This window comes from Aestuariivirga sp. (assembly GCF_037139295.1).
GTDB lineage: Bacteria > Pseudomonadota > Alphaproteobacteria > Rhizobiales > Aestuariivirgaceae > Aestuariivirga.
Map to the genome: position 1 here is coordinate 1 of NZ_JBAXGR010000019.1, position 23,377 is coordinate 23,377.

Consider the following 23,377-nt stretch of genomic DNA (forward strand, 5'->3'; position numbering starts at 1 on the left):
ACAGCGTTCTCGCCCAGGTTGAAAAACTTGCACTGCCGAGCAGAGCGCCCATTTTTCATAGCATAGTTGTAGCCCCCTGTCGCGAGATCCGGCGAGCGGTCGCGCGTCAAGGTAAACGGCCGGCTTGAGATCGCTCCGCGGAGGGATGAATTTACGCCCGTTGGCAGGTCCCTCATGGGGATCAAACCCGCTTGCTTGTCCTTGATCCGAAACAGTCGGCCGCTCTAGCGGGCCGTGAGATTGCTCGCCAGATAGCGGGCGAGCAGGATTTCATGTGCAGCTTCTGTCCGCACGCCCCAGTGGTTACCGAAAACCGCAGGTCGCCCATCGCCTTCGACAGCTTCTCGGTAATCTGCATAGATCATCAGCCGCGCATCCGCGCCGTTACGGCGGAGTTCGACGGCACGCTTCAGATCTGCCAGGGTTTTCAGGCGGTGAGGATGACCATCTGGCAAGACGCATTTCTTTGCGATTGCAGGGACGCCCCGCATCTCCTTCACGATGCGCGCAAACACCCGTTGCAGGACCCGGTGCTTTTCGTCTTCCGAGTACTTGCTTCTGCAGACTTCCTCGGTGACGACCGCCACCCAGAAATAGACCATCGTGCTGCAGTAGTGCGACTGCCATTGCATCGGTGCGAGCGAAGACTGGCGCGACTCGAGGATCCGCAGTGGGCGCGATGAAATGGCATGGACCCTCTCCACCGGTTTGCGCAGGCGTGAGAACAGTCCCAGCATCGCAGCGCCTCGCTGGCTCGATCGCTGTCAAGCGCCCGGAGAGTCGCCCGGTTCCCTGTTGGCCAGAGGCTCCGATTGGTCGGCGGAAGCCGCAAGCGTGGCCGGGCCACCGCGCGGGAGTGCTTGCAACCTGGCTTCGAGGTTGGTGCTGAAGCTTTCGTTCACCTGCTCCAATTCCTCCCGGAAGCGGGCAGCAGCCATGAAGATAAAGTCGACATAGCCTTGCAGTACGGCCTCCGTCGTCTCCGTGGCATTGCGGCGGAACTGCTCGTTGAGTTGCTCGGACCGCTGGGCAACGTCCTCGAACGAGTGCAGCAGATTGGTCTCGAGCGATTGCAGCGTGTCGCGCGTCATGGCGGACAACCGGTTCGGAACCGCATCGACGATCTGCCGCATCTGGTCGGAAAGACCGAAGATCGAACCCTTGAGCGACCCATCGATCTTGGCGATCTCGGTATCCATGCGCTGGGCCAGAACGGCCGGCAGGTCCTTGATGACAGCAGCGATGCGCGCCGAGCTCCGTTCGGCAGTTTCGCCAATGAGGCTCTCGAAGCGCATCGTGTCCGCATGGACGCGCTGCATGAGCTCGGTCGCCCCGGCGGCAAGCCGCGTCTGCATGCTGACGGAGGAAGTCTCGATCTCGCGATTGACCGAGCTGACGAGGCGGGCTGCCGTGTCATTCAGGTCTGCCACACAGCCGGCAAGGTTTGCTTCGATGCGCTGGTCGAGCGCCGAAATCGCGTCGTTCACATTGGCAAGCGCCCGGTCGGTTGCGGCTGTCACCTCGCCCACTGGCTGCTGTAGCCGGCTGACGACGGCGGTGGCCGTATCGGCCAGGTGATCGATCTCGCGTGACAGCCCGGAGATCCGGTTTGCCTCCTGCGCGACGATGGCCTGCAGCAATTCCCGGTAGCGGTCGGCGTGGGCATCCACCGCCTGTTCGAACAGCTGCGCGCCGGTTACCGAGAGATCGGCGAAGGTCGAGCGGCTCTTCTCGAGCGCTGCCGTCATGTCCTTCGCCAGCTGATCGATGACTTCGATGTTGGCGGTGGAGAGCAAGGCCGCGTCGGCAATGGTCTCCGACAGGGGGGTCAATCGACTGATGGTGGCATCGAGCTGCTCGGGAAGCTGGGCGATCGAGGCCTCAAACTTCACCATCCGCCTTTCGATTTCGGGCGCCACGGTATGGTTGGCATTCGTGAAGGCATCGAGACAGGACTTGAGATCCTGCGTGGTCTGCTGCAGCCGAAGGCCAATGCCATCGAGAACGCCGCCCGCCGTCTGCGAGACGGACTTGAGAGACTGCACGGTCGTTTCGAGCTTGGAGATGACTGGCAGGATGTCCGTCGAGATCATCATGCCGGTGCGATGCAGCGCTTCGCGCTGGGTCTCGCTCGACTCGACGATGCTGCGCATGTTGGTGATGTTGCCGTCTGCTGCCTCCGTGGAGTGCTGCATGGCGGCAGCGATCTTGTTCGCCAGCTTGGCGCTCCGCTCGTCCAGCTGAGACATGCGGGCGTCCATGTCTGCAAAGACGTGCTCGAAGGACGTGTTGATGCGGCGGCCGGCATCGGCTGCCAGCACGCCGGGCTCCTGCAGCCGCTGCGTGGCAATCATGACGCGGCGCAACAGCTCATCGCTGGCAGACTGGCGGTGGGCGGAGAGCGCGAGCAGCCACGGTATGGTGGCGATCACCGCCAGCGCTGCCCAGAACATGGCGTATTGCCCCGGATTGCCGGCAAGGGCTGCAAAGGCCGCGGCATTGCTGAAACCCATGAGCAGCGCGAACAACCCGCAGAGCACGAAGGTGGCAGCAAGTGCCAACAGGAAGTAGCGCGAGCCGAAGAAATCCGAAGGCTGCTGGAACTGGCGGCGCGATCGCCGGCCTTCGTCGTTGGCGGGGCGCTGAACAGCTTCGAATTCTACGATGTCCTTGCGGGATGATACCGGCTTTGCGCTTGCACCCTCGTCCGACCAGAAACCGGCGCGATCCTGCGCGCCTTCGAGGTAAATCTCATCGAGCTGCAGGTTTTGGGCGGTTCTCTTTCTCGACTTCGCCATCTGCACAATCCCCCGGCTCCTGCGGAGCCAACAAAGCTCGAAATGATGTCGCCATCCACGCTGTGAAGCAAACCGAAATCCGGCGAGCTGTGGATAAAGCCACCTGTCAGGATGGAGTGCGCTCTTGGATCTCTAATTGCAGATTGCAGAAAAATGAAAGGCAATTGGGTCGGGTCGATCTCAGCCGCACCGCACAAGCGCAGAGGGCTCAGCGCCCGGTCAGAGCAGCACGAGCCTGATCAGATAGGCCACTCCTGCAACCACGGCCACCCCGGCCAGATAGAGGCCGAGGAACCACAGCCAGCGGCGCATCAGTGATAGCTCTCGTCCGGCCGCACCTTGCCGCGGAACACCCAGTAGGAATAGGCGGTGTAGGCGAGGATCATCGGGATCAGCACCACGGCACCCACCAGCAGGAACTCGAGCGAGGTGTCAGGGGCCGCCGCCTCCCAGATTGTCACCGACGGCGGAATGAGATGGGGGTAGAAGCTGATGCCGAGACCAATGTAGCTGAGGATGAAGATCGCCACGGTGGCGAGGAAGGGCCGGTAGGTGAGCCCATCACGAAGCCCCGTCCACAGCATCCAGGCCGCACCCGCCAGCAGCAGCGGCACGATGGCGCTGTAGAGGCCCGACGGCCAGCCAAACCAGCGTGCTAGGTATTCAGGCCGCAGCATCGGCGTGGCAATGCTGACGGCACCGATGAGGGCGAGCAGCGCGAGACCCAGCGGTTTCGCCATGCGGCGGGCGCGCGCCAGCGTGGCACCTTCCGTCTTCATGATCAGCCACGTTGCGCCGAGTGTGGCATAACCCACCACGAGGGCCACAGCCGTCAGGAGCGAGAAGGGCGTCGCCCAGTCCCAGTTGCCGCCGCCATAGCTACGGCCGGAAACGATGACGCCCTGGACGAGCGTGCCGAGCGCCATGCCCTGGGCGATGGCCGCCACCAGCGAGCCGCCCCAGAAGGCCACCTCCCAGAAGAATTTCATGCGTTCCGTGCGATGCACGAACTCGAATGCCACGCCGCGGAAGATGAGGCCCAGCAGCATGGCGATGATGAGTGGATAGAGGGCCGGCATGACGATGGCATAGGCCAGCGGGAACACCGCGAAGAGGCCGCCGCCGCCCAGCACCAGCCAGGTTTCGTTGCCGTCCCACACCGGCGCGATGCTGTTCATGGCCAGCATGCGCTCATTGTGATCGCGCAGGAACGGGAAGAGGATGCCGATGCCGAGGTCGAAGCCGTCGAGCAGCACATACATCAGCACGGCGACGGCAATGAGCCCGGCCCAGATGAAGGCATAGTCGATCACCATGGCTTACTCTCCCGCCTGGGCGATGGGGGTGATGCCGGCGGTGCGCGTCGGCCCGATTTCGTCGATGGTGATGTGGTCCTCCGGCGTGCGCGACATCAGGCGCAGCGCATAGAAGGCGCCCGAACCGAAGACGAAGAAGTAGATGATGACGAAGGCCGTGAGCGAATATCCCACGGCATCGGCCCGGAGTGCAGAGTCACTGTCCGCCGTGCGCAGCAGGCCATAGACGGTGAAGGGCTGGCGGCCCACCTCGGTGGTGATCCAGCCGCACAGCACGGCGAGGAAGCCGGCAGGACCCATGACCACGGCCGCGCGGTGCAGCCATGGCCAGTCATACAGCCGTCCCTTCAAGCGCGCGATTCCGGACCACAGGCCGAGCAGCAGCATCAGCAGGCCGACGCCCACCATGATGCGAAAACTCCAGAACACGATCAGCGCCGGCGGCCGGTCAGCCTTGGGAAAGGCGTCGAGGCCGATCAGCGGCTTGTCGAGGCTGTGGGTGAGGATCAATGAGCCGAGCAGCGGGATCTCGATGGCGTAATTGGTTGTGCTCGTCGCCTCGTCGGGAAATCCGAACAGGATCAGCGGTGCGCGGCCCTGTTCATGGGTCTCGAAATGCCCTTCGATGGCGGCGATCTTGGCCGGCTGGTAGGCAAGCGTGTTGAGCCCCTGCGAGTCGCCCGCGAAGAGCTGGATCGGCGTCACGATCAGCGCCATCCACATGGCCATGGAGAACATGATGCGGGCGCCGCGGTTGGTGCGGTCCTTGAGAAGGTGCCAGGCGCCGGTGGCGCCGACCACGAAGGCGGTGGTGAGATAGGCGGCCAGCACCATGTGCAGGAAGCGGTGCGGGAAGGACGGGTTGAAGATGATGGCCATCCAGTCTTCCGGAATGAACTGGCCCTGAGCATTCATCGAATAGCCCTGCGGCGTCTGCATCCAGCTGTTCACGCTCAGGATCCAGAAGGCCGAGAGCAGCGTGCCGCCGGCGACGATGGCGGTGGCCAGCATGTGCAGCCCTTCGCCCACGCGCTTGCGGCCGAACAGCATGATGCCGAGGAAGCCCGCCTCGAGGAAGAAGGCGCTGAGCACCTCATAGCCCATGAGCGGCCCCAGCACCGGCCCCACCTTGTCGGCGAAGACCGGCCAGTTGGTGCCGAACTGGTAGGACATGACGACGCCGGAGACGACACCCATGCCGAAGACCACGGCGAAGATCGTCTTCCACTGCTCGAACACCGCGAGATAGGCCTCATCCCGCGTCCACAGCCACATGGCGTTCAGCACCGCAAGATAGCTCGCAAGCCCGATGGTGAAGGCGGGGAAGATGATGTGGGCGGAAACCGTGAACGCAAATTGCAGCCGCGCCAGGTCGAGGGCTGAAATGTCACCGAACATCATGGTCTCCGGACTGAGTGTCGTGCCTGCCGGTCGCTGTCATGCTGCAAGTCCTTCGAACATCATGGCAAATTCTAGCGGCCTGGCTGGTCCGCCACCAATCATTTCCGCCGCCCCGCGCCGTTGCCTGATTATTCGACAGGCTGGAAGCGCGTCGCATCCTGCAGATATTCGCTGGCTTTGATGACGTTTTTGCCGTCCTGGGTTTCCGGATCGAAGATCGTGTCATGCGGGCCCGCCACCGACAGCACCCGCCCGTCGCCGCGGACCACCTGCTGCCCGAAGGGCGGCGGCTCGTCCGGCTTCTGTGCTGCGTCCCATGCATCGGCGTCGAAGTAATAGGCGGTGAAGAGGATGGTCTTGTCGCCCGTCTCCGGCTGGTAAAACACGGCGACCGCAGCCCGCGCCCCGGCAGCCTCAACCTGTTCCGCCCAGACGCCGGTGAGCGGCCCGGTGGAGAGGTGTGAGGCGAGGTCCTGCGGCACCACGAAGCCGTAGGGAATGGGCGCCAGCGCCACCCAGGCGTTTTCCGCGCGGGCGGGAAGGGCCGCAGCGATGATCAGGAACAGGCCGAGCAGGATCGTTTTCATGCTCCGTTGATTAGCCCATGCCGCGCGACCGGACAACTCGCGGATTCCTGGCTGCCGGAGGCTGTTGCGTAAGCCTATCTTAACCATGTAGCGCAATCCTTTGCTAACCACAGCAAAGACGGTTCAGCCCCATGTCAGACCAACTCCTCGCACAGCTTCCGTGGTTCCGGTCCTACATCGAATCCGGCAGGGCCCCGGCCTGGACCATGGGTCCCGCCGACCTTCATGGCTTCCTCACCGCGCTGGCCATTGCGGGCCCCGTGCCCGAGGGACACTGGACAAGCTGGGTGTGGTCTGGCGAGGACCCCGAATTCGACTCCGCGATGGAGGAACAGAATGTCCTTGATGAGCTCCTGGACTTGGAGGAGCAGGTGCGACGCGGGCTTGGCGGCTACCGGCCGCTGAGCGTTACCACGCTGCCCCATGCCGGTGACGGCTGGTACTTCGCGGCTGACTGGGCCGAAGGCTTCCTGCAGGCCATCGAGGCCAATCCGCAGCCCTGGCAGGCGGCACTCGACCATGCCGAGGAGTCGCTCTCGGTGGTGCTCGGCACCTGCTACAACAACCATGACGAGGACAATTCCGGCTATGTCGGCCTCAAGGCGATGGACGAGATCAACTACCATATCCGCCAGCTTCACAAGGTGATGCGCCAGGCCGCCGGCGGCGCCGTGGCCCGCGCTGCCTGACGCCACTTGAGCGGCGGCCCCGCTCCGCCTTAAGGTTGCCTCCATGACTGAAGCCGGGGCGCCCAACACATTTTCGCAGCGCGTTATGCTGCTCGGCGCCACCGGCACCATCGGTCGCGCCACCGCACAGGCTCTGCTGAATGACGGCCATGAGGTCGTCTGCTTCAACCGCCCGGGTGCGACCGGCCTTCCACAGCGCGCCGTGTTGCGCAGCGGCCAGGTAACGGACCCACAATCGCTTCGCAGGGATGGCTTCAAGGGTGAGAGCTTTGACGTTCTCGTCTCATGCCTCGCATCACGTAGTGGCGCACCGCAGGATGCGTGGGCCATTGACCATGCCGCGCATGTCGCGGCCCTGGAGGAGGCGAAGCGGGCAGGCGTCCGCCACGTGGTGCTCCTCTCGGCGATCTGCGTGCAGAAGCCCAAGCTCGCCTTCCAGCACGCGAAGCTGGCCTTCGAGGAGGTGTTGATAAAGTCAGGCCTCGCATACTCGATCGTGCGGCCCACTGCTTACTTCAAGTCGATGTCCGGCCAGATCGGCCGTGTGAGGAAGGGCAAACCCTTCCTGCTGTTCGGGGATGGGCAGCTAACCGCCACGAAGCCGATCAGCGATGCTGACCTCGGCCGCTATCTGGCGCTGTGCCTGCGTGATCCATCCCTGCGCGGAATCCTGCCCATCGGAGGCCCGGGGCCCGCCTTTACGCAGCGCGAGCAGGGAGAGTGGCTGTTCGGCATGCTGGGTCAGGCTCCGCGCTTCCGCAGCGTGCCGGTCCGGATGCTTGACATGATCATTTCAGCACTCTCCGTGCTGGGCCGCCTGTCACCAACACTCAGGGCGAAGGCAGAACTCGCTCGCATCGGCCGTTATTACGCAACCGAGTCGATGCTCGTGTGGGATGACAAGTCCGGCCGTTACGATGCCGATGCCACGCCATCCTTCGGCAATGACACGCTGCGTGACCACTATGCGGCAATCATCGCTGGTGCGCCCGAGCAGGACCTCGGCGCACACCGCGTGTTCTGATCAGACGATGACGAGTTCCACGCCCTTGTGCAGCTTCTGCAGGTTGGGCAGCGACTTCGACTGCCACGGAATCTTGGTGGAGCCGAGCACCTTCACGGGCAAGTCCGGGTGCTTTCTCAGCTCGATGGTGAACTTGGCCAGCAGGTTGATGCCGGAACTGTTCAGGAATTCAAGCTGTGTGAGGTCGAGCACCAGGTTCTGCGGCTTCTCTGCCAGAACGGTCTGCATCAGTTCGAGGATCGGCTGGTAGGCGTCCGTGCCTGAGAGGCGGAGCGTTCCCTCGTAATGGATGATGGAACCCTCGTTCCACACATTGTATTCGCCAGTCTTGATTTCCATGTGAGACAAACCTTTGGAGTTCAGTTGAGGGTGAGGGCCGCATGGGTGCTGAGAGTCACCGCAGCGCCAGATGTGGAAGAGATGAAGTCCCAGCCGAGACGCGCTCCGTAGTCGTTCATCAAGGTAAGCAGTCCGAGGCCGGAGCCCGAGGAACTTTCATCGGCAGCATTGGCTTCGATGCGCTCGATCAGCAGTTCACCCGGATCACGTGAGATGATCTCCTCGATCAGGGCCTGGAATCGGGTGGCAACCTCTGGCGCTGTATCGTTGCTCACGGTCAGCTCGAAGTTTCCGTCTTCAAGCGAACAGTCGATGCGGATTGCTCCGGGCACGCGGAACTTGATTGCGTTCTCGAGCAACTCGTTGACGAGATAGATGATCGAGTGGCGCGCATCGGTGTAGTCCGAGCCGCCCTTGGCGTGGTGAAGGGCAAACACGTCACCGAGGAACTCGCAAGTCTCACTCGCATGCTGCCAGTTCACGCCCAGGGGGCCATCCGAGATGACGATACGCATGGTGAATGCACCGGAACTGTTGTTGCGCGCAGTGTCTCCGAATTGCTTCATCATTCACCTGTGCTTCAGGACGACGAGGGTGATGTCGTCGTGTACCTTTTGCTTGCCGATATGCGCCCGGACATCGGCAATGATCGCAGCGGCAATGCTTGTAGCACTTGCCTTGTGGGTGCGCTGCACGGAGGCGATCAGGTTGTCGATGCCATAGAGCTTTTCGTCCTCGCTCTCAGCTTCCGTAATGCCGTCGGTGAACAGCACCATCGTGTCGCCCTTGTTGAAGGGCACGGTGGTGCTGGCCAGGAAGTCGTTGATGTTGGGCTCGAGACCGATCGGGAAGCCCAAGTCCATCGTGTCCAGTCGCTCGACTGCGCCATTGTCGCGGACGATGATCACCTCTTCGTGCTGGCCAGAGATGACCGCCTGATCGTCGGCGTAGTCAACGAAGGCCAGCGACAGGTGCCGGTCGGAACGTGTTCGTTCCATGTTCTTGTAGATCGAACGGTTCAGGACATCGAGGAACTCCCGCGGGTCCGTGACGCCACGCTCGTAGAGGGCGCGGCTGACCGATTGCACCATCAGCATCAGCACACCGCTCTCGACGCCATGGCCGGTGACGTCGCCGATGCCGATCTTGGCGCCGCCGGGAATGTAGAGAACGTCGTAATAGTCGCCGCCAACCTCTTCGGCCGGCTCGGCGTAGCTGGCAATGTCGAGGTCCGGGATGCGCTCCAACTCGCCCGGCGCCGGCATCACCATCAACTGTATCTTGCGCGCGACGTCGAGTTCGGCACCAAGCCGCAGGTTCTCGTCCTTCAGCTTGTCATAGAGTCGCTTGATCTCGTCAGTGGCTGAGGCGAGCTGGCTGGTACGCTCGGCAACGCGATGTTCCAGCATCTCGGTGTGCTCGCGGATTTCCCGCGCCATCGAGTTGAAGGCGGTTCCCACGAGGGCCACTTCGTCGCGTCCCTGCACAGGCACCTGGACGCTGTAATCGCCACGTGTGAGACGGCCGGCTGCGTCTGCCAGCCCAACAAGGCCCGCCGTGAACCGCCGCGACAGCAATGTGGTCAGTAACAACGCCAGGGCAAGGAAGCCCAGCACCGAGGCGAGGATACCCTTGACGATTCTGTTGGTTGCCGAGCCGATCTGCTCTTGCGCGGCATAGAGCGCGGAATAGATCTCGCTGTCCGGCACGACGAAGCCGAGCATCAGGTTTTCGGCGGCAATGCCCTTGTTGGGTTGCCACATGTTCATCGGGTCAATCGGGTGCATGACCACGAGCAGGCCCATGGGCTTGCCGTCCTTCTCGACGGTAACGTGGTCGATGGTGGTGGCGCCCGGGCGCGGCATGCGGAGGTTAGAGACGTCCTTGAACGTGCTCTTGAGCAGGCTGCGCTCATGGCCCGTGACCCCAGCACCCGTGGCAGAAACGTCTGTAAGGCCGAGAAGGGCCTCGCCCTCCTTGGTGACGGTGAGGACGTTGCCATTTTGTTGCGACAGGAAGGCGAATCCGGTTTCGGCGATCTTTACATCGTCGACGAGCCTGGTGAGCTGTTCCAGCGTCACGTCCATCGCCACCATGCCGGCAACGGCGTCTCGTGACTTGGTGTAGAGCGGATGGAAATAGCTGACGATCAGCTTGCCCGTGATGGCATCGACGTAGGGCGACAGCACAGTGATGTCGGTGGGCACCGGCCGGGTGGACGGGTCCTTGAGCCAGCCTTGCCAGGCTTCGTAAACGCCGGGGAAGAAGAAGTCCCACCAGTTCTGGCTGTTGTTGCCGGGATAGAGCTGGTCGAAGGTCTGCGCCTGGTCGGAATAGGGCATGGTGCGCATGATCGGCCGCTCCTTGGGACCGACGTAATACATCTGCAGCTTGTCCTGGCCCGATGTCATGAGCGAAGGCACCACGAGGTCGAAGAACTGCGTGTTGCGCACCGCCTCGACCACATCGGGACGCATGTGGCCATCGCTGTCGAGCAGGTAGCCCCACACGCTGATCACCGACGGCTCGCCGCGCGCATTCTGCAGCCAGTTGGCGTCGCGATTGAATGACATCGCATCGCCGAAGCCCGGATACTGCTCGAGGAACTTGTTGAGGTCCTGATTGAGTTGGGGATTGTCGATGAGGCTCTGGCTCAGCTTGGCGAGGCCCGTCACCTGATCGAAGGTTCGGTTGAACATGAGGTTCGCGCGCTGCGCCGTCATGTCGATGTAGCGTGTGAGGTATTCTTCGTTGGCCTTGGTCAGGCCGCTTTCGATCTCACTCGATGCATCACGCGAGAGCTTGTTGACGTTCCACAGCGCGACCACGCCGCCCACCAGAAGCGACAGGATCACCAGAGCGCCGACCAGTGCGATGAAGCGCGTGCGGGCGCTGCTCAGGAAACTGGCTTTCGCCGGAGGGCCGGCAGTTTCGCTGTTCATGCGGGTTTCCGCCCTGAGGCGGCCCAGATCGGCCAGCCGGCATAGCCCTTGGGATGGAGGGCTGCGTAAATGTGATCCTGGAAGCCCTTGCGGAACTTCGCGATGAACTCCGGCGTGTCGCCGCGGTCACGCGCCATCTCACCGGCATAGACATTTTCCCAGGACTGGATGATGTCGGCGAAACCCTGCGGGTCTCCATCGAGGTTGGTGACCATGAAGCTGTCGACCTTGATGTCCTCGAACCCCACATCGATGAGAAAGCGCCGGCTCTTGGGGCCAAGCTCAATGTCCATCTTGTAGTCGGCCCACAGTCGCGCGACCTCATTGTATGTCCACTGAATCGACTCGGCGCGTGGTTCGCCAAGGCAGTGCGAGTTCTTCTCGTTGGTGATGTAGACGCGTCCACCCGGCTTGCAGATCCGGAACAGCTCCCTGAGGATCAGTTCCGGCCGGTCGAACACCTGCAGCGAGTGCCGGCATGTGACGAAGTCGAACTGATTGTCTTCCAGCGCCATCTCCGAGGCATCGCCATAGACATATTCGATGTCAGAGATGCCGAAGTCCGCCGCCACCTTGCGCGCATAGTCGAGGCTGGTGCGCGAGTGGTCGAGCGCCAGGATGCGGGCGGGCTTCAGTTCCTTCTGCACCAGCACCGCGAAGTCGCCGATGCCGCAACACACGTCCGCCATGTTCATGCCTGGCCTCAGCCCATGGCGTGGCAGGATGTACTTCTCATGATGCCACGTCAGCTTGGTCTGGTTGCGAAGGATGGGAATGAAGCCGCCTTCCTCTAGGTAGGACTGGCCAGGATAGAAGTCCTTGTCATATTCATTGACGGAAAAATTCGGCAGGCGCTCTGCCAGAGGCAGGAACTTGCGCGTGGACCAGCCCATTACGCTTGACGTTACCACCTCCACCCGCAAGTCCGGACGCGTGCCGCACACCTGCGTCACGAGGTTGGAGATGGTACGAAACGCAACATTGTTGAGGCGCGCCAGCCGCTTGACGTTGAGGTAGAAGGTGCCGCGCACTTGCGCGAGCGATTTGGCAAGCGCTTCGGTGAGTGGCTTGATCTCGGCTTCGCTCTGCGGGCGGAGCCTGCCGGAGATGACGAATTCCTGGTTGTTCTCGTTGAAGCTTGCCTGGTAGCTGCGATCGATGCTCATGCTGTGGCTCCTTCGAGCGCGAGTTCCGCAGCGAGCTTCAATCGGTTGCCCTTCTCCTGCTGGATTGAAATCTGTGCCTTGTAATCGACGGCCACTTCGAGGAGCCCGAGATGCGGGTCTGGCTTGCCACCGGAGAACAGTGCCGAGTGGTAAGTTTCTGTGAGGTCGGCCTGCTGCAACCGCTTTGCGGCCTCGTTGTAGAACGAGAGGGTTTTCGCGTCGCAGGGAAAGTCGAGTTCGATCACATCCGCATTGCCGGCACGGCTCACACGGCAGCAAAAGTCACCCTCCGGTCCGTGGTGTGCGAAGGCCGTTTCGAGAAGTTCATTGAGGGCCGAGCTCAGCAAGTTTGCATAGAGCAGGGAGTCCGTGCGGTTGTGGCTCACCATGCGGGCGAGGTAGGAGGAGATCCGGTCGCAGTGCAGCCACTCCGAGGCAAAGGCCTCGATGCCCATTGAGATCTCGACTAGCGGTCTGGTGCCACGCATTCCATTGGTCCCGGCATGTCCTCAGGAGGCCCGGCGAGTTGCGGAAGGCAATTCGCGGAGGAATGTTGCAAAGGTTGAAAGTTACGACAGAAGCCGCCCCATCCATGATCGTAGCCGCAGCGCATTGCCCGAACAAGGAAATTTAGCTTGCGCTTGCGACGTCCGCGCCTCAATTTAGCGTCCGTTGAGACCTGAAGGGAACACCCGCGTGACGGCAAACAACAACGGCAGGAAGGCCCGACCTCCCGTTTTCATCTCCGCGCCGATTGCTGCGCTGGTCGAGGGCATTTACCGGGCGGATACCACGATCGGTCTCCTCCGCCAGAAGGGCAATCTCGGCATCGGCACCTTCAATGATCTCGACGGCGAGCTCGTGCTGCTGGACGGCAAGGTTTACTGCCTGCGGCCGCAGGGCGACGCTGAGGTGATTGCCGATGACATCCGCACCCCCTTCGCGCTCACCACCCAGTTCGAGGGCGATACCGAAGACCAGTTCGCGAATGTCGACGACGCGAACTTCGAGCATGAGCTCCTCGATCTCGTGCCGTCCACGAACCTGATGTACGCGATCCGCATCGACGGACATTTCAACTATGTGCGCGCCCGATCGGTGCCCAAGATGATGAACTACATGCCATTGGCCGAGATCGCCAAGCTTCAGACGGTGTTCGAGTTCCGCGACGTCGAAGGAACAATCGTCGGCTTCTATACGCCGAACTTCCTTGCGGGTGTGCACCTGCCCGGCCTGCACCTGCATTTCATAACCAAGGATCGCACCCGCGGTGGCCACCTTCTCGCAGCGGCCCCCAGCAGCGCCAGCGTCAAGCTGCAGCACGCCCCCTCGGTCGAGCTGGGACTGCCGATGACGCTGGATTTCCTGACCATGGAGCGCGTGCGCGACATCGAAGCCGACCTCAACAAGGTCGAGCGCTGAAACAAAAAAGGGCGCCGGTCATCCCGGCGCCGCTGATCTGCAGTTGCAGCTCGATTACATGTGAGCCGGCGTGGCCAGCGCCATGGCACGCTCGAAGATCTCGATGTAGTGGTTCACGTTCTGGCCAATCAGCTCCATCTTGGAGAACTTGGCGATCCGCTCGCGCGCCAGCTTCAGCTCGGACTGCGGCACGATCTGGCGGATGATGCCGCAGGTCTCGGCCAGCGACATCAGGCAGCAATCGCGCGGATCAGGCAGGCCGTCGCGCAACAGCACCTCAAGCAGGCGCAGCTTCACTTCGCGCATTTCCTTGCCGTCGATCGCCGGATAGCGGCGGGTCTTGAGGAACCACAGCAGGCGGCCCTCGGTCTCCACCAGGATCTTCTTGTCGCACAGTCGCTTCAACGCCTGCTCGCGCACCGGGTCGCCGAGCTCGATCAGCTGGTTGATGAGGTTGTCGGCGCTGGTGTCGAAGTCCGGGGCCGAGAGGCGGGCAAGCACCGGGTCAAGCGAGGCATTGCCGGTCGGTGTCTTATCTACAACCCAGACGCGATTGACGTCATTGTCGAGACGGCCCTGCAGCGCCAGTTCCATGATTGCGGCACCGACGAAACCGGCCCGCTGATACTCCAGCGGAATATCGACAAATCCGCCGTCTTCGTCCTTGAGGGTGAGGAGGAGGAACTCCTCCGGAACTGTCAGCATGGCAATTGCCCCGTCGTAAAATGTAAGATCAGCGGTCTCTGCCGCGGCGAGCACCATATCCAGTTTTCCGGCCAAGCGAAATCCTCATTTGTCGCGGTGTGGCGATCCTTGAAGGTGTGACGGCTCCCGGGAGGGCTTGACCTGCGGCACTGACGTGCGATACCCGCCACGACAGAGATTTTCAGGGGGATTTCCGCGTGAGCGCCCGCATCGACATGTCGCTGGCGAACGACGTTCAGGAAGTGGGGCGCGTCATCGACACGCTGGAGGAATTCGGCGCCGAAAATGGCGTTCCGGTCGCGCAGTCCTTGCGTTTCGGCCTGGTCCTCGACGAGTTGATCACCAACATCATCTCCTACGGGCTGGAGGGCCGCAGCGACGGTATCATTACATTGTCCATCGAGCACCGTGATGGCGCACTTCACGCCGAACTTGCCGACAACGGCCCGCCGTTCGACCCGCTTGCCACCGACACCAAGCCGCCCGTGGGCGACATCGAAACCCGCGATGTGGGGGGCCTTGGCCTCACCCTCGTGAAAAGCTTCATGGACCGTCTTGACTACAGGCGTGTCGATGGGCTCAACCGTCTGACTATGGAAATGAAAGTGAAGGCAGCCTAGGCTGCCTCAGCAGGGAGACAAGCACGTGACCAGCCTCAACCATGAAACCGTAAACGGCGCCCTCGTCCTCAAGCCGTCGCGCCGCATCGACTCGAGCAGCGCCAAGGCGTTCGAGGATGAAGCTGCGGCCCTCCTCGACAAGGGCCCCAAGAAGGTGGTGATCGACGCCACCGACCTCGACTACATCTCCTCCGCCGGCCTGCGCGTCATCCTCACGACCGCCAAGAAGGCAAAGTCGGCCGGTGGCGGCCTCACGATCGCCTGCGCCAAGAACAACGTGAAGGAGGTCCTTGCCGTGTCCGGCTTCGACAACATTTTCGGCCTGCACGACAGCGTCGCCCAGGCGATTTCCTCGCTCGCGTGAGCGCTTCGGTCGGTATCGAGGCAGTGGCCGGTCCCGAAGACCGGCTCGCAGTCCTTGAGGCGGAACTTGCCGCAACCAAGGCTGAACTCGACGATCTGAACCTGCTCTACCAGGCAACGATCGAGCATGGCGAGGCCGTGGAAGATCAGCTCGCCGAGGCGAACCTGGCGCTGCAGACCACACAGAAGCGGCTCTCGGAAGAACTCACCGAAGCCGCGAACTACATCTTCTCGATCCTTCCCGCGCCGCGCACGGTTGCGCCCCGCACGGAATGGCTGCTCGAGCCTTCCACTGAACTGGGCGGCGACAGTTTCGGCTACCATGAGATCGATCCTGACCACATCGCCTTCTACCTGCTTGATGTGTGCGGCCATGGTGTGGGTGCGGCACTTCTCTCGGTCACCGCCATCAACGTGCTGCGCTCGGCCGCTCTTCCCAACACCGACTTCCGCGATCCCGGTGCGGTGCTTGCGGCGCTCAACGAAGCCTTTCCGATGGAGAGGCAGAACAACATGTATTTCACGATCTGGTACGGCGTTCTCAAGCGCAGCACCAATGAACTGCGCTATGCCAGTGGCGGCCACCCGGCCTCCGTGCTGCGCCGGGCGGATGGCAGCGTCGAGACATTGTCGACGCCCGGCGTCGCCATCGGCATGCTGGAAGGCATGAGCTATCGCGCCGCGCAGTGCATGATCGGTGCAGGAGACCGCCTGCATCTCGTGAGCGACGGAACCTTCGAGGTGGAAACCGCTCCCGGCGAAATGCTGGAGTTCCAGGCCTTTGTCGAGCGGCTCGCCCGCAGCGAAACCCCCGGCGAAGTGCTGCAATGGGTGCGCGGCCTGAATGGGCCGGGCCCGCTGCCAGACGACTTCTCGCTTCTCAACATCCAGTTCTAACCGCCATGTGGCTCCTGCGGCGGCTTTGGCGGCACATTGTCGTCTTCCTGATCGGGGTGGTCACGGTCTGGCTGATCGTCTTCGTTGTCTTCCAGGTGACCGACAACACGCTGCCGTGGATTCTCGCCGTCGCCGTCACATACGGTCTTGCAGCCTACGTCATCCTTCCGCGCGTCATCCGGATGAGCCTCAAGGTTCTGCATCGCCAGCACGTGCCGGAATACACGACCACGGGTGATGGGTTGCCGGGTGACCCGGTGAACATTGCTCTGGTCGGCACGCTGCCGCAGTTGCGCGCTGCCTTCACCGCCATCGGCTGGACCGAGGCCGACAGGCTGAACCTGGCAAGCTCCTGGCGCATGGTGCGCGCCTTCGCGCTGAACAAACCCTATCCGAGTGCGCCCTTCAGCACGCTCTTCCTCTTCGGCCGCGGCCAGGACATCGGGTTTCAGATGGCCATCGACAACAGCCCGCGCAAGCGCCACCACGTGCGGTTCTGGGGCATCAGCCAAACTGCTGTTCAGGAGACGCTCGGAACGCCGGGCTTCTGGCTCAACACGGATCGCCCGGCTGATGGAGAGCAGGCCTTGTGGGTTGGCGCGGCAACGCGAGACACCGGCTTCTCGCTCACCTGGCTTACCTTCCAGATCACACATCGAACAGCAGCGGACACCAATTCCGAGCGCGATCTCATCCTGTCCGAGCTTCGCAGCAAGCAGCTCGTCGGGGAGGTGACGTCCTACAACGAACGCGGCGAATTGCCGTCGAAGCGCGTTAATCGCTACATCTTCGATGGCGATGTGGGCGTGGCCACACTCTCCAGCTAACGAAAAGGGCGGCTTGCGCCGCCCTTCCGTCATTCTCGATATGGTGTCGCCTACTTCACGTCGAAGCGATCGGCGTTCATGACCTTGCTCCAGGCCTTCACGAAGTCCTGAACGAAGGTCTTCTCGCCATCCGACTGGCCATAGACCTCGACGAGTGCGCGCAGTTGCGAGTTCGAACCGAACACCAGGTCGACGCGGGTTGCGGTCCACTTCACGGCACCGGTCTTGCGGTCGCGCAGTTCGAACAGGTCTTCCGCCGGCGTCGTCGCCTTCCACACCAGGCCCATGTCGAGCAGCGTGGTGAAGAAGTCGTTGGTCAGCGTCTCCGGGCGCTTGGTGAACACGCCATGCTGCGACTGGCCGTGGTTCGCATTCAGCACGCGCATGCCGCCCACCAGTGCCGTCATCTCCGGTGCGGTCAGCGTCAGCAGCTGCGCCTTGTCGACCAGCAGTTCTTCGGCCGAGAGCGAGTACTTGGTCTTCAGGTAATTGCGGAAGCCGTCGGCCGTCGGTTCGAGAACGCCGAAGGATTCGACATCCGTCTGCTGCTGCGTGGCGTCGACGCGGCCCGGCGTGAAGGGAACTTCGACGCTGTGGCCTGCCTTCTTGGCTGCCTCTTCGATGGCAGCACAGCCGCCGAGAACGATGAGGTCGGCAAGCGACACGCGCTTCCTGGCCGTCTGCGCACCGTTGAACTCCTTCTGGACGCCTTCGAGTGCTGCGAGCACCTTGGCGAGGTTCGCCGGCTGGTTTGCTTCCCAGTCCTTCTGCGGAGCCAGGCGGAGGCGCGCGCCATTGGCGCCGCCGCGCTTGTCCGAGCCGCGGAAGGTCGAGGCCGAGTCCCATGCGGTGGCAACAAGCGCTGCGATGCCCATCCCGGTGCCGAGGATCTTCGCCTTCAGCGCCTTTGCGTCGGCGGCGTCGATCAGGTCGAAGTCACGGGCAGGAAGCGGATCCTGCCAGATCAGGTCTTCGGCCGGAACTTCGGGGCCGAGGTAGCGGGCCTTGGGCCCCATGTCGCGATGCGTGAGCTTGAACCAGGCGCGCGCATAGGCATCGGCAAATTCAGCCGGGTTGTCATGATAGCGGCGCGAGATCTTCTCATAGGCGGGGTCCGCCCTGAGTGCGATGTCGGTCGTCAGCATGGTGGGTGCATGGCGCTTCGAAGCATCGAAGGCATCCGGCACCGTGCCCTGCGCGTCGGCGTCCTTGGGCTTCCACTGCCATGCGCCGGCCGGGCTCTTGGTCAGTTCCCAGTCATAGCTCAGCAGGTTGTGGAAGTAGTTGTTGCTCCACTGCGTGGGCGTCGTCGTCCACGCACCTTCGAGGCCGGAGGTGATGGCGTCGCCCGCCTTGCCGCTCTTGTACTTCGACATCCAGCCCAGTCCCTGTGCCGTGATGTCGGCTGCCTCGGGTTCGGGGCCAACGTCGCTGGCTGGGCCTGCGCCGTGGGTCTTGCCGAAGGTGTGTCCGCCAGCGATGAGCGCCACGGTTTCTGCGTCCTCCATGGCCATGCGCGCGAAGGTCTCGCGGATGTCGCGGGCCGAGGCCACCGGATCCGGCTTGCCGTTGGGGCCCTCGGGGTTGACGTAGATAAGTCCCATCTGCACGGCAGCGAGCGGGTTCTCGAGGTCGCGGTCACCTGAATAGCGCTTGTCGCCCAGCCAGGTGTCCTCGTTGCCCCAGAAGATGTCCTCTTCCGGCTCCCACACGTCGGCGCGGCCGCCGCCGAAGCCGAAGGTCTTGAAGCCCATGGTCTCCATGGCAACGTTGCCGGCGAGGATCATCAGGTCGGCCCAGGAAATCTGGTTGCCGTACTTCTGCTTGATCGGCCACAGCAGGCGGCGGGCCTTGTCGAGGTTGGTATTGTCCGGCCAGCTGTTGAGGGGGGCGAAGCGCTGCGTGCCATTGCCCGCACCGCCACGGCCATCACCGGTGCGATAGGTGCCGGCGGAGTGCCAGGCCATGCGCACGAAGAGCGGACCATAATGGCCATAGTCGGCCGGCCACCAATCCTGCGAATCGGTCATCAGCGCAGCGAGGTCCTTCTTCAGCGCCTTGTAGTCGACCGTCTTGAAGGCTTCGGCGTAGTTGAAAGACGCCGGCATCGGGCTGGTAAGCGCCGAGTTCTGATGCAGGATCTTCAGGTTCAGCTGGTTCGGCCACCAGTCGGCGTTCGAGCGGCCGGTGAACGTGGCGTGCTTGGGGGCTCCGTGGAACGGGCACCCGGCGGCAGTGTCGGCAACCTTCTTGTCCATGACTTCTCTCCGAATGAACGATGAATGACGAGTGCTTCGAGGCCCCGGGCCGTTGCCGGACGGGCCTTCCCCCAACGCTGTGCCCTCTCTACTCCAGCCCGTCGATTAGGAATAGTTGAATTTTCTGATCATTACGATAAGAAGATCTTATGAACAATCTCACGCTCCGCCAGCTGCGCTATTTCGAAGCGCTGGCCCGTCACGGCCATTTTGGCCGGGCGGCGGAGACCTGTGCGGTGTCTCAGCCTGCCCTCTCGCTTCAGATCAAGGATCTGGAGGAGTCGCTTGGAGCCGAGCTGTTCGAGCGAAGCCCTCGCCAGGTGCGCCTGACCCGCCTCGGCGAAGAGTTTGCCCTTCGCGTTCGGGAAATTCTCCGTTCGGTGGATGAGTTGGGCGATCTGGCCCGCGCGTCGCAAAGCTGGCTGTCGGGCCGGTTGCGCCTCGGGATTATCCCCACCGTGGCACCCTATCTTCTGCCAGGCATCGTGGGCAACCTGAACCGCCTGCACCCCGGGCTCGACATCCATGTGCGTGAAACGCTGACTGCGAAGCTCCTGCGTGAGCTCTCCGAGGGACGCCTGGATGCAGCCATTGTGGCGCTTCCGGTATCCGAGCCGACTTTGACTGAAGCCCCTATATTCGCTGAGGAATTCCTGCTTGTCAGGCCATCGGAAGATGCCCTCAAGCCGGTTCCCAACATCGAGATGCTGAAGGACATGCGCCTCCTCCTGCTGGAGGAAGGGCACTGTTTCCGCGACCAGGCACTGGCCTTCTGCAACATGGCCTCAAGCCTGCCGCGCGAGGTGCTGGAGGGCAGCTCCCTGTCGACACTGGTCCAGATGGTCGGGGCGGGCATTGGCGTCACCTTCATCCCGGAAATGGCCGCCGCTGTCGAAACGCGCTCGGCTGATGTTTCACTGGCCCGATTTGCTGATCCCCCGCCCTGCCGCACCATTGGCATGATCTGGCGGCGGACCAGCCCCCTGGCCGGTCAGCTGCAGCACATTGCCGACATCGTCCGGCAGGCGGCGGATGCCCTGCGGGTGCCCGCCCACCCCCTGCAACCGGCATGAGCAAGCCTCGCCACTGCGGCCACCATTTGTTGTGCGGTTAAGCCTCGCCCTGTAGACTGTGAACCCGTGAAACACCTTCTCAGCGATCTCTCGAAGCGCGCGCTCATCTCGAACGAGCAGGCAGCGCTCATTGTCGGCCAGGCAGCGGAGAGCCGTGAAACCGAAATTCGCCTTCTGTTGCGCCAGGGCATAGTCGACCAGCAGGTGCTTGCCACCGAGCTTGGCCGCGCCTTCGACCTGCCCATCGCCACCAAGTGGCCGAGCGAGCGGGTGCTGCCGGATGCGATCTCCCTGCGCTTCATGCGCGAGCGCCATCTGCTGCCCGTCGCGGTGGAGGGCGACAAGCTGTCCGTGATCGTCAGCGACCCGTCGGATGAGGCAACGCTCAACGCGCTGCGCCTCGCCTCGGGCCTTGATCTCTCGCTGTCGCTTGGCACCGACAACCAGATTCTCTCGGCCATCGAGCGCCTCGACGAGGAACGTGCCACCAACGAGCAAACCGGCGGGCCATCCGGCACGGACGATGACGACACGCTGAAGGACCTGGCTCTCGATGCGCCGGTCATCGACCTCGTCAACCGCCTGTTCCGCGAAGCCTCCGCGGCGCGTGCCACCGACCTTCACATCGAACCGGCCCGTGGCTACGTCACAGTACGTCACCGTGTGGACGGCCTGCTGGAAGACCGTGAGCGCCTGTCGACCGAATTGGGCCGGGCGGCCGTCTCGCGCCTCAAGATCCTGACCAATCTCAACATCGCCGAGAAGCGCCTGCCGCAGGATGGCCGTGCCCGGCTCCGCATCGCCGAGCGCGAGCACGACATTCGCGTGGCCACCATGCCGACCATCCACGGCGAGAGCATCGCCATCCGCTTCCTCAGTTCCAACACGCAAGCGCCCGACATCAACCGGCTCGGCCTGTCTCCTGCCGATCTTGAGAAGCTCCGCCAGCAGATCCAGCATGCCCACGGCATGCTCGTGGTGACGGGCCCCACCGGCAGCGGCAAGACCACCACGCTCGCCGCAGTGCTCGGCGTCCTTAACGATCCGCACCGCAAGATCGTCACCGTCGAGGATCCCGTCGAATATCAGGTCGAGGGCGCCAACCAGATCCAGATCCACAGCGAAATCGGACTGACCTTCGCGCGCACGCTCCGTTCGCTGCTGCGCTTTGACCCGGACATCATCATGGTCGGCGAAATGCGCGATGCGGAAACGGCGGGCATCGGCGTCAATGCCGCGCTCACAGGCCACCTTGTGCTCACCACCCTGCACACCAATTCAGCAGCGGGCGCCGTGGTGCGTTTGCTTGATCTTGGTGTCCAGGCCTATCTCATTGCCTCGACATTGCGCTGCGTCGTGGCCCAGCGCCTCGTCCGCAAGCTCTGCATTCACTGCCGGGAGCCCTATGAAGCCTCGCCTGAGCTTCTGGCGCAGCTTCCGGACAGTGCCGGTGCATCAGGCTATGGCAGCGTCACGCTCTACAAGGCCTGTGGCTGCACCTATTGCGGCAACACGGGCTTTGCCGGTCGCGCCGCGATCTTCGAGGTGATGGTGATCGACGATCACGTCCGGCGCCTCATCAAGCCCGGCGTCTCGGCCGACGTGATCGCCCACGCGGCACGCAAGTCGGGCACCGCAAGCATGATGGCGGACGGCTTCGCCAAATGCCGCGAGGGCCTCACCACCATCGAAGAACTCGGGCGCGTGACGTCGGAGGATTGATGGCAAACTTCCGCTATTCGGCGATCAGGGACTCGGGCGAAAGGGTTGCCGGCACCATCGAAGGTGCTGACCGCTCGCTGGCAATCAGTCGCCTGTCCGAGCAGGGGCTCCACCCGATCGACATCCAGGAAGACGGTGGCGACGGCGGGGGCGCCTCGTTCATGAGCCTGTCCGGAACCCGCATTCCCCGCCAGGAACTGACCGGCTTTACCCGCCAGCTTGCCTGGCTGCTGCAGGCCGGCACCACGCTCAACCGCTCACTCGAAATCCTCTCGGGCGAGACCTTTTCAAAGCCGCTCTCGGCAGCACTCAATGACGTGCGGGGCGACATTCGCAAGGGCCGCAGCTTCCATGATGCGCTGGAGGAGACGGGCTCCTTCCCGCCCTTCTATCTCTCCATGGTCGAAGTCGGTGAAGCCACGGGAACGCTTGCATCCGTGCTCGACCGTCTGGCAACTGCCCGTGAGCGCGAACAGAAGGTGCGCGGCAAGGTCATCTCGGCTCTGGTCTATCCGATCATGCTTGTGGTGCTGTCGATTGGCGTCGTCATTTTCCTCATGGTCTCGGTGGTGCCCGGCATCAAGGACATGATCTCGAGCAGCGGTGCGCCCGTTCCCGAAACCGCCAAGATGGTGCTCAACGTGTCCGACTGGCTCATCGCCAACGGCATCACGCTGGCCATCATCGTGGCCCTCACGGCGATTGCAATGGCACTGCTGTGGACACGCACGGCACTGCCACGCCTGATCCGTGACATGGCATTGCGGCTGCCCTTGCTCGGCAAGCTGCTCATGAAGTCCGAGGTGGCACAGTTCTGCCGCCTGCTCGGAACACTCTCGGCGGCCGGCATGAACCTGCCAGCCAGCCTCAAGCTCATCGCCTCCACCACCCCCGATCGGCGCATTCTCAAGGCGGCGGAAGACATGGAAGTGGCATTGCGCCGCGGCGAGGATTTCGTCGCTCCCCTCGAGCGGTCACGCATCCTGCCGCCTCTGCTCGCCCGCATGATCAAGGTCGGTGCCGAAACCGGAAACCTGACGCCCAGCCTGCTGCGCGTCACCGACATCCTCGACGACGACGTCGATCGCATGACCGACCGCACCGTCTCGCTGCTGGGTCCGATCATCATCCTCGTGCTCAGCGTCTTCGTCGGCTTCATCATCACCTCGCTCATGAGCGCGGTCATTTCCATCAACGATCTGGCACTTTGACACACAGGGTTTGACGT

The 23,377-nt window shown here is 62.8% G+C and carries 22 protein-coding genes; 10 read left to right on the plus strand and 12 right to left on the minus strand.

Going from position 1 to position 23,377, the window contains the following annotated elements:
- Positions 1-224: 224 nt before the first annotated feature.
- The 5 genes from WCJ41_RS07475 to WCJ41_RS07495 all read right to left on the minus strand — a co-directional run bounded on the left by WCJ41_RS07475 (position 225) and on the right by WCJ41_RS07495 (position 6,102).
- On the minus strand, positions 225-737 hold the full coding sequence (locus WCJ41_RS07475) for a hypothetical protein (RefSeq protein ID WP_336905220.1): 513 nt from the start codon (positions 735-737) through the stop codon (positions 225-227).
- Between the two features lie 27 nt (positions 738-764).
- Positions 765-2,798, minus strand: coding sequence for a hypothetical protein (locus WCJ41_RS07480; protein ID WP_336905221.1), 2,034 nt, complete (start codon positions 2,796-2,798; stop codon positions 765-767).
- Positions 2,799-3,109: 311 nt separating this feature from the next.
- On the minus strand, positions 3,110-4,114 hold the full coding sequence (cydB, locus tag WCJ41_RS07485) for a cytochrome d ubiquinol oxidase subunit II (protein ID WP_336905222.1): 1,005 nt from the start codon (positions 4,112-4,114) through the stop codon (positions 3,110-3,112).
- A gap of 3 nt (positions 4,115-4,117) precedes the next feature.
- Positions 4,118-5,512, minus strand: coding sequence for a cytochrome ubiquinol oxidase subunit I (locus WCJ41_RS07490; protein ID WP_336905268.1), 1,395 nt, complete (start codon positions 5,510-5,512; stop codon positions 4,118-4,120).
- 131 nt (positions 5,513-5,643) lie between these two features.
- On the minus strand, positions 5,644-6,102 hold the full coding sequence (locus tag WCJ41_RS07495) for a hypothetical protein (RefSeq protein WP_336905223.1): 459 nt from the start codon (positions 6,100-6,102) through the stop codon (positions 5,644-5,646).
- Positions 6,103-6,233: 131 nt separating this feature from the next.
- Here WCJ41_RS07495 and WCJ41_RS07500 point away from each other — a divergent pair, with 131 nt between their 5' ends.
- Together WCJ41_RS07500 and WCJ41_RS07505 are read left to right on the plus strand one after the other, a co-directional pair.
- Positions 6,234-6,791, plus strand: a complete 558-nt coding sequence (locus WCJ41_RS07500) for a YecA family protein (protein ID WP_336905224.1) — start codon at positions 6,234-6,236, stop codon at positions 6,789-6,791.
- 43 nt (positions 6,792-6,834) lie between these two features.
- A complete protein-coding gene (locus WCJ41_RS07505; protein ID WP_336905225.1) occupies positions 6,835-7,815 on the plus strand; it encodes an NAD(P)H-binding protein in 981 nt (326 codons plus the stop codon).
- Here the strand turns inward: WCJ41_RS07505 and WCJ41_RS07510 are convergent, their stop codons facing one another.
- The 5 genes from WCJ41_RS07510 to WCJ41_RS07530 are packed head-to-tail and all read right to left on the minus strand — an operon-like array spanning position 7,816 to position 12,750.
- Entirely contained in the window at positions 7,816-8,154 is a 339-nt protein-coding gene (locus tag WCJ41_RS07510; protein ID WP_336905226.1) for an STAS domain-containing protein, read from the minus strand.
- 20 nt (positions 8,155-8,174) lie between these two features.
- On the minus strand, positions 8,175-8,723 hold the full coding sequence (locus tag WCJ41_RS07515) for an ATP-binding protein (RefSeq protein WP_336905227.1): 549 nt from the start codon (positions 8,721-8,723) through the stop codon (positions 8,175-8,177).
- A complete protein-coding gene (locus WCJ41_RS07520; RefSeq protein WP_336905228.1) occupies positions 8,724-11,096 on the minus strand; it encodes a SpoIIE family protein phosphatase in 2,373 nt (790 codons plus the stop codon).
- Entirely contained in the window at positions 11,093-12,262 is a 1,170-nt protein-coding gene (locus tag WCJ41_RS07525; protein WP_336905229.1) for a class I SAM-dependent methyltransferase, read from the minus strand. Before WCJ41_RS07525 ends, WCJ41_RS07520 begins: the two co-directional genes overlap by 4 nt.
- Positions 12,259-12,750, minus strand: coding sequence for a ubiquinone biosynthesis methyltransferase UbiE (locus WCJ41_RS07530; RefSeq protein WP_336905230.1), 492 nt, complete (start codon positions 12,748-12,750; stop codon positions 12,259-12,261). The genes WCJ41_RS07525 and WCJ41_RS07530 overlap by 4 nt, the downstream gene beginning before the upstream one ends.
- Positions 12,751-12,958: 208 nt before the next feature.
- On the opposite strand from WCJ41_RS07530, the gene budA reads away from it, so the two are divergent.
- A complete protein-coding gene (gene budA, locus WCJ41_RS07535; protein ID WP_336905231.1) occupies positions 12,959-13,684 on the plus strand; it encodes an acetolactate decarboxylase in 726 nt (241 codons plus the stop codon).
- Positions 13,685-13,738: 54 nt separating this feature from the next.
- On the opposite strand, the gene WCJ41_RS07540 is transcribed toward budA, so the two are convergent.
- Complete coding sequence (locus WCJ41_RS07540; RefSeq protein ID WP_336905232.1) at positions 13,739-14,464, minus strand: GPP34 family phosphoprotein; 726 nt, start codon at positions 14,462-14,464, stop codon at positions 13,739-13,741.
- A 122-nt stretch (positions 14,465-14,586) separates the two neighbouring features.
- On the opposite strand from WCJ41_RS07540, the gene WCJ41_RS07545 reads away from it, so the two are divergent.
- Genes WCJ41_RS07545 through WCJ41_RS07560 form a run of 4 tightly spaced genes read left to right on the plus strand, consistent with a single transcriptional unit; the run spans position 14,587 to position 17,096 of the window.
- Positions 14,587-15,009: an ATP-binding protein gene (locus WCJ41_RS07545; RefSeq protein WP_336905233.1), complete on the plus strand. Its 423-nt coding sequence runs from the start codon at positions 14,587-14,589 to the stop codon at positions 15,007-15,009.
- Positions 15,010-15,034: 25 nt separating this feature from the next.
- Positions 15,035-15,373, plus strand: a complete 339-nt coding sequence (locus WCJ41_RS07550) for an STAS domain-containing protein (protein WP_336905234.1) — start codon at positions 15,035-15,037, stop codon at positions 15,371-15,373.
- Entirely contained in the window at positions 15,370-16,269 is a 900-nt protein-coding gene (locus WCJ41_RS07555) for a PP2C family protein-serine/threonine phosphatase (RefSeq protein WP_336905235.1), read from the plus strand. The genes WCJ41_RS07550 and WCJ41_RS07555 overlap by 4 nt, the downstream gene beginning before the upstream one ends.
- 5 nt (positions 16,270-16,274) lie before the next feature.
- Entirely contained in the window at positions 16,275-17,096 is an 822-nt protein-coding gene (locus WCJ41_RS07560) for an LssY C-terminal domain-containing protein (RefSeq protein ID WP_336905236.1), read from the plus strand.
- A 50-nt stretch (positions 17,097-17,146) separates the two neighbouring features.
- Here the strand turns inward: WCJ41_RS07560 and katG are convergent, their stop codons facing one another.
- Positions 17,147-19,354, minus strand: a complete 2,208-nt coding sequence (katG, locus tag WCJ41_RS07565; protein ID WP_336905237.1) for a catalase/peroxidase HPI — start codon at positions 19,352-19,354, stop codon at positions 17,147-17,149.
- A gap of 149 nt (positions 19,355-19,503) precedes the next feature.
- On the opposite strand from katG, the gene WCJ41_RS07570 reads away from it, so the two are divergent.
- From WCJ41_RS07570 to WCJ41_RS07580, 3 genes are all read left to right on the plus strand, one after another.
- Positions 19,504-20,427: a hydrogen peroxide-inducible genes activator gene (locus WCJ41_RS07570; RefSeq protein WP_336905238.1), complete on the plus strand. Its 924-nt coding sequence runs from the start codon at positions 19,504-19,506 to the stop codon at positions 20,425-20,427.
- Between the two features lie 66 nt (positions 20,428-20,493).
- On the plus strand, positions 20,494-22,149 hold the full coding sequence (locus WCJ41_RS07575) for an ATPase, T2SS/T4P/T4SS family (RefSeq protein ID WP_336905239.1): 1,656 nt from the start codon (positions 20,494-20,496) through the stop codon (positions 22,147-22,149).
- Positions 22,149-23,360: a type II secretion system F family protein gene (locus WCJ41_RS07580; protein WP_336905240.1), complete on the plus strand. Its 1,212-nt coding sequence runs from the start codon at positions 22,149-22,151 to the stop codon at positions 23,358-23,360. The genes WCJ41_RS07575 and WCJ41_RS07580 overlap by 1 nt, the downstream gene beginning before the upstream one ends.
- The last annotated feature ends 17 nt before the right edge of the window (positions 23,361-23,377 follow it).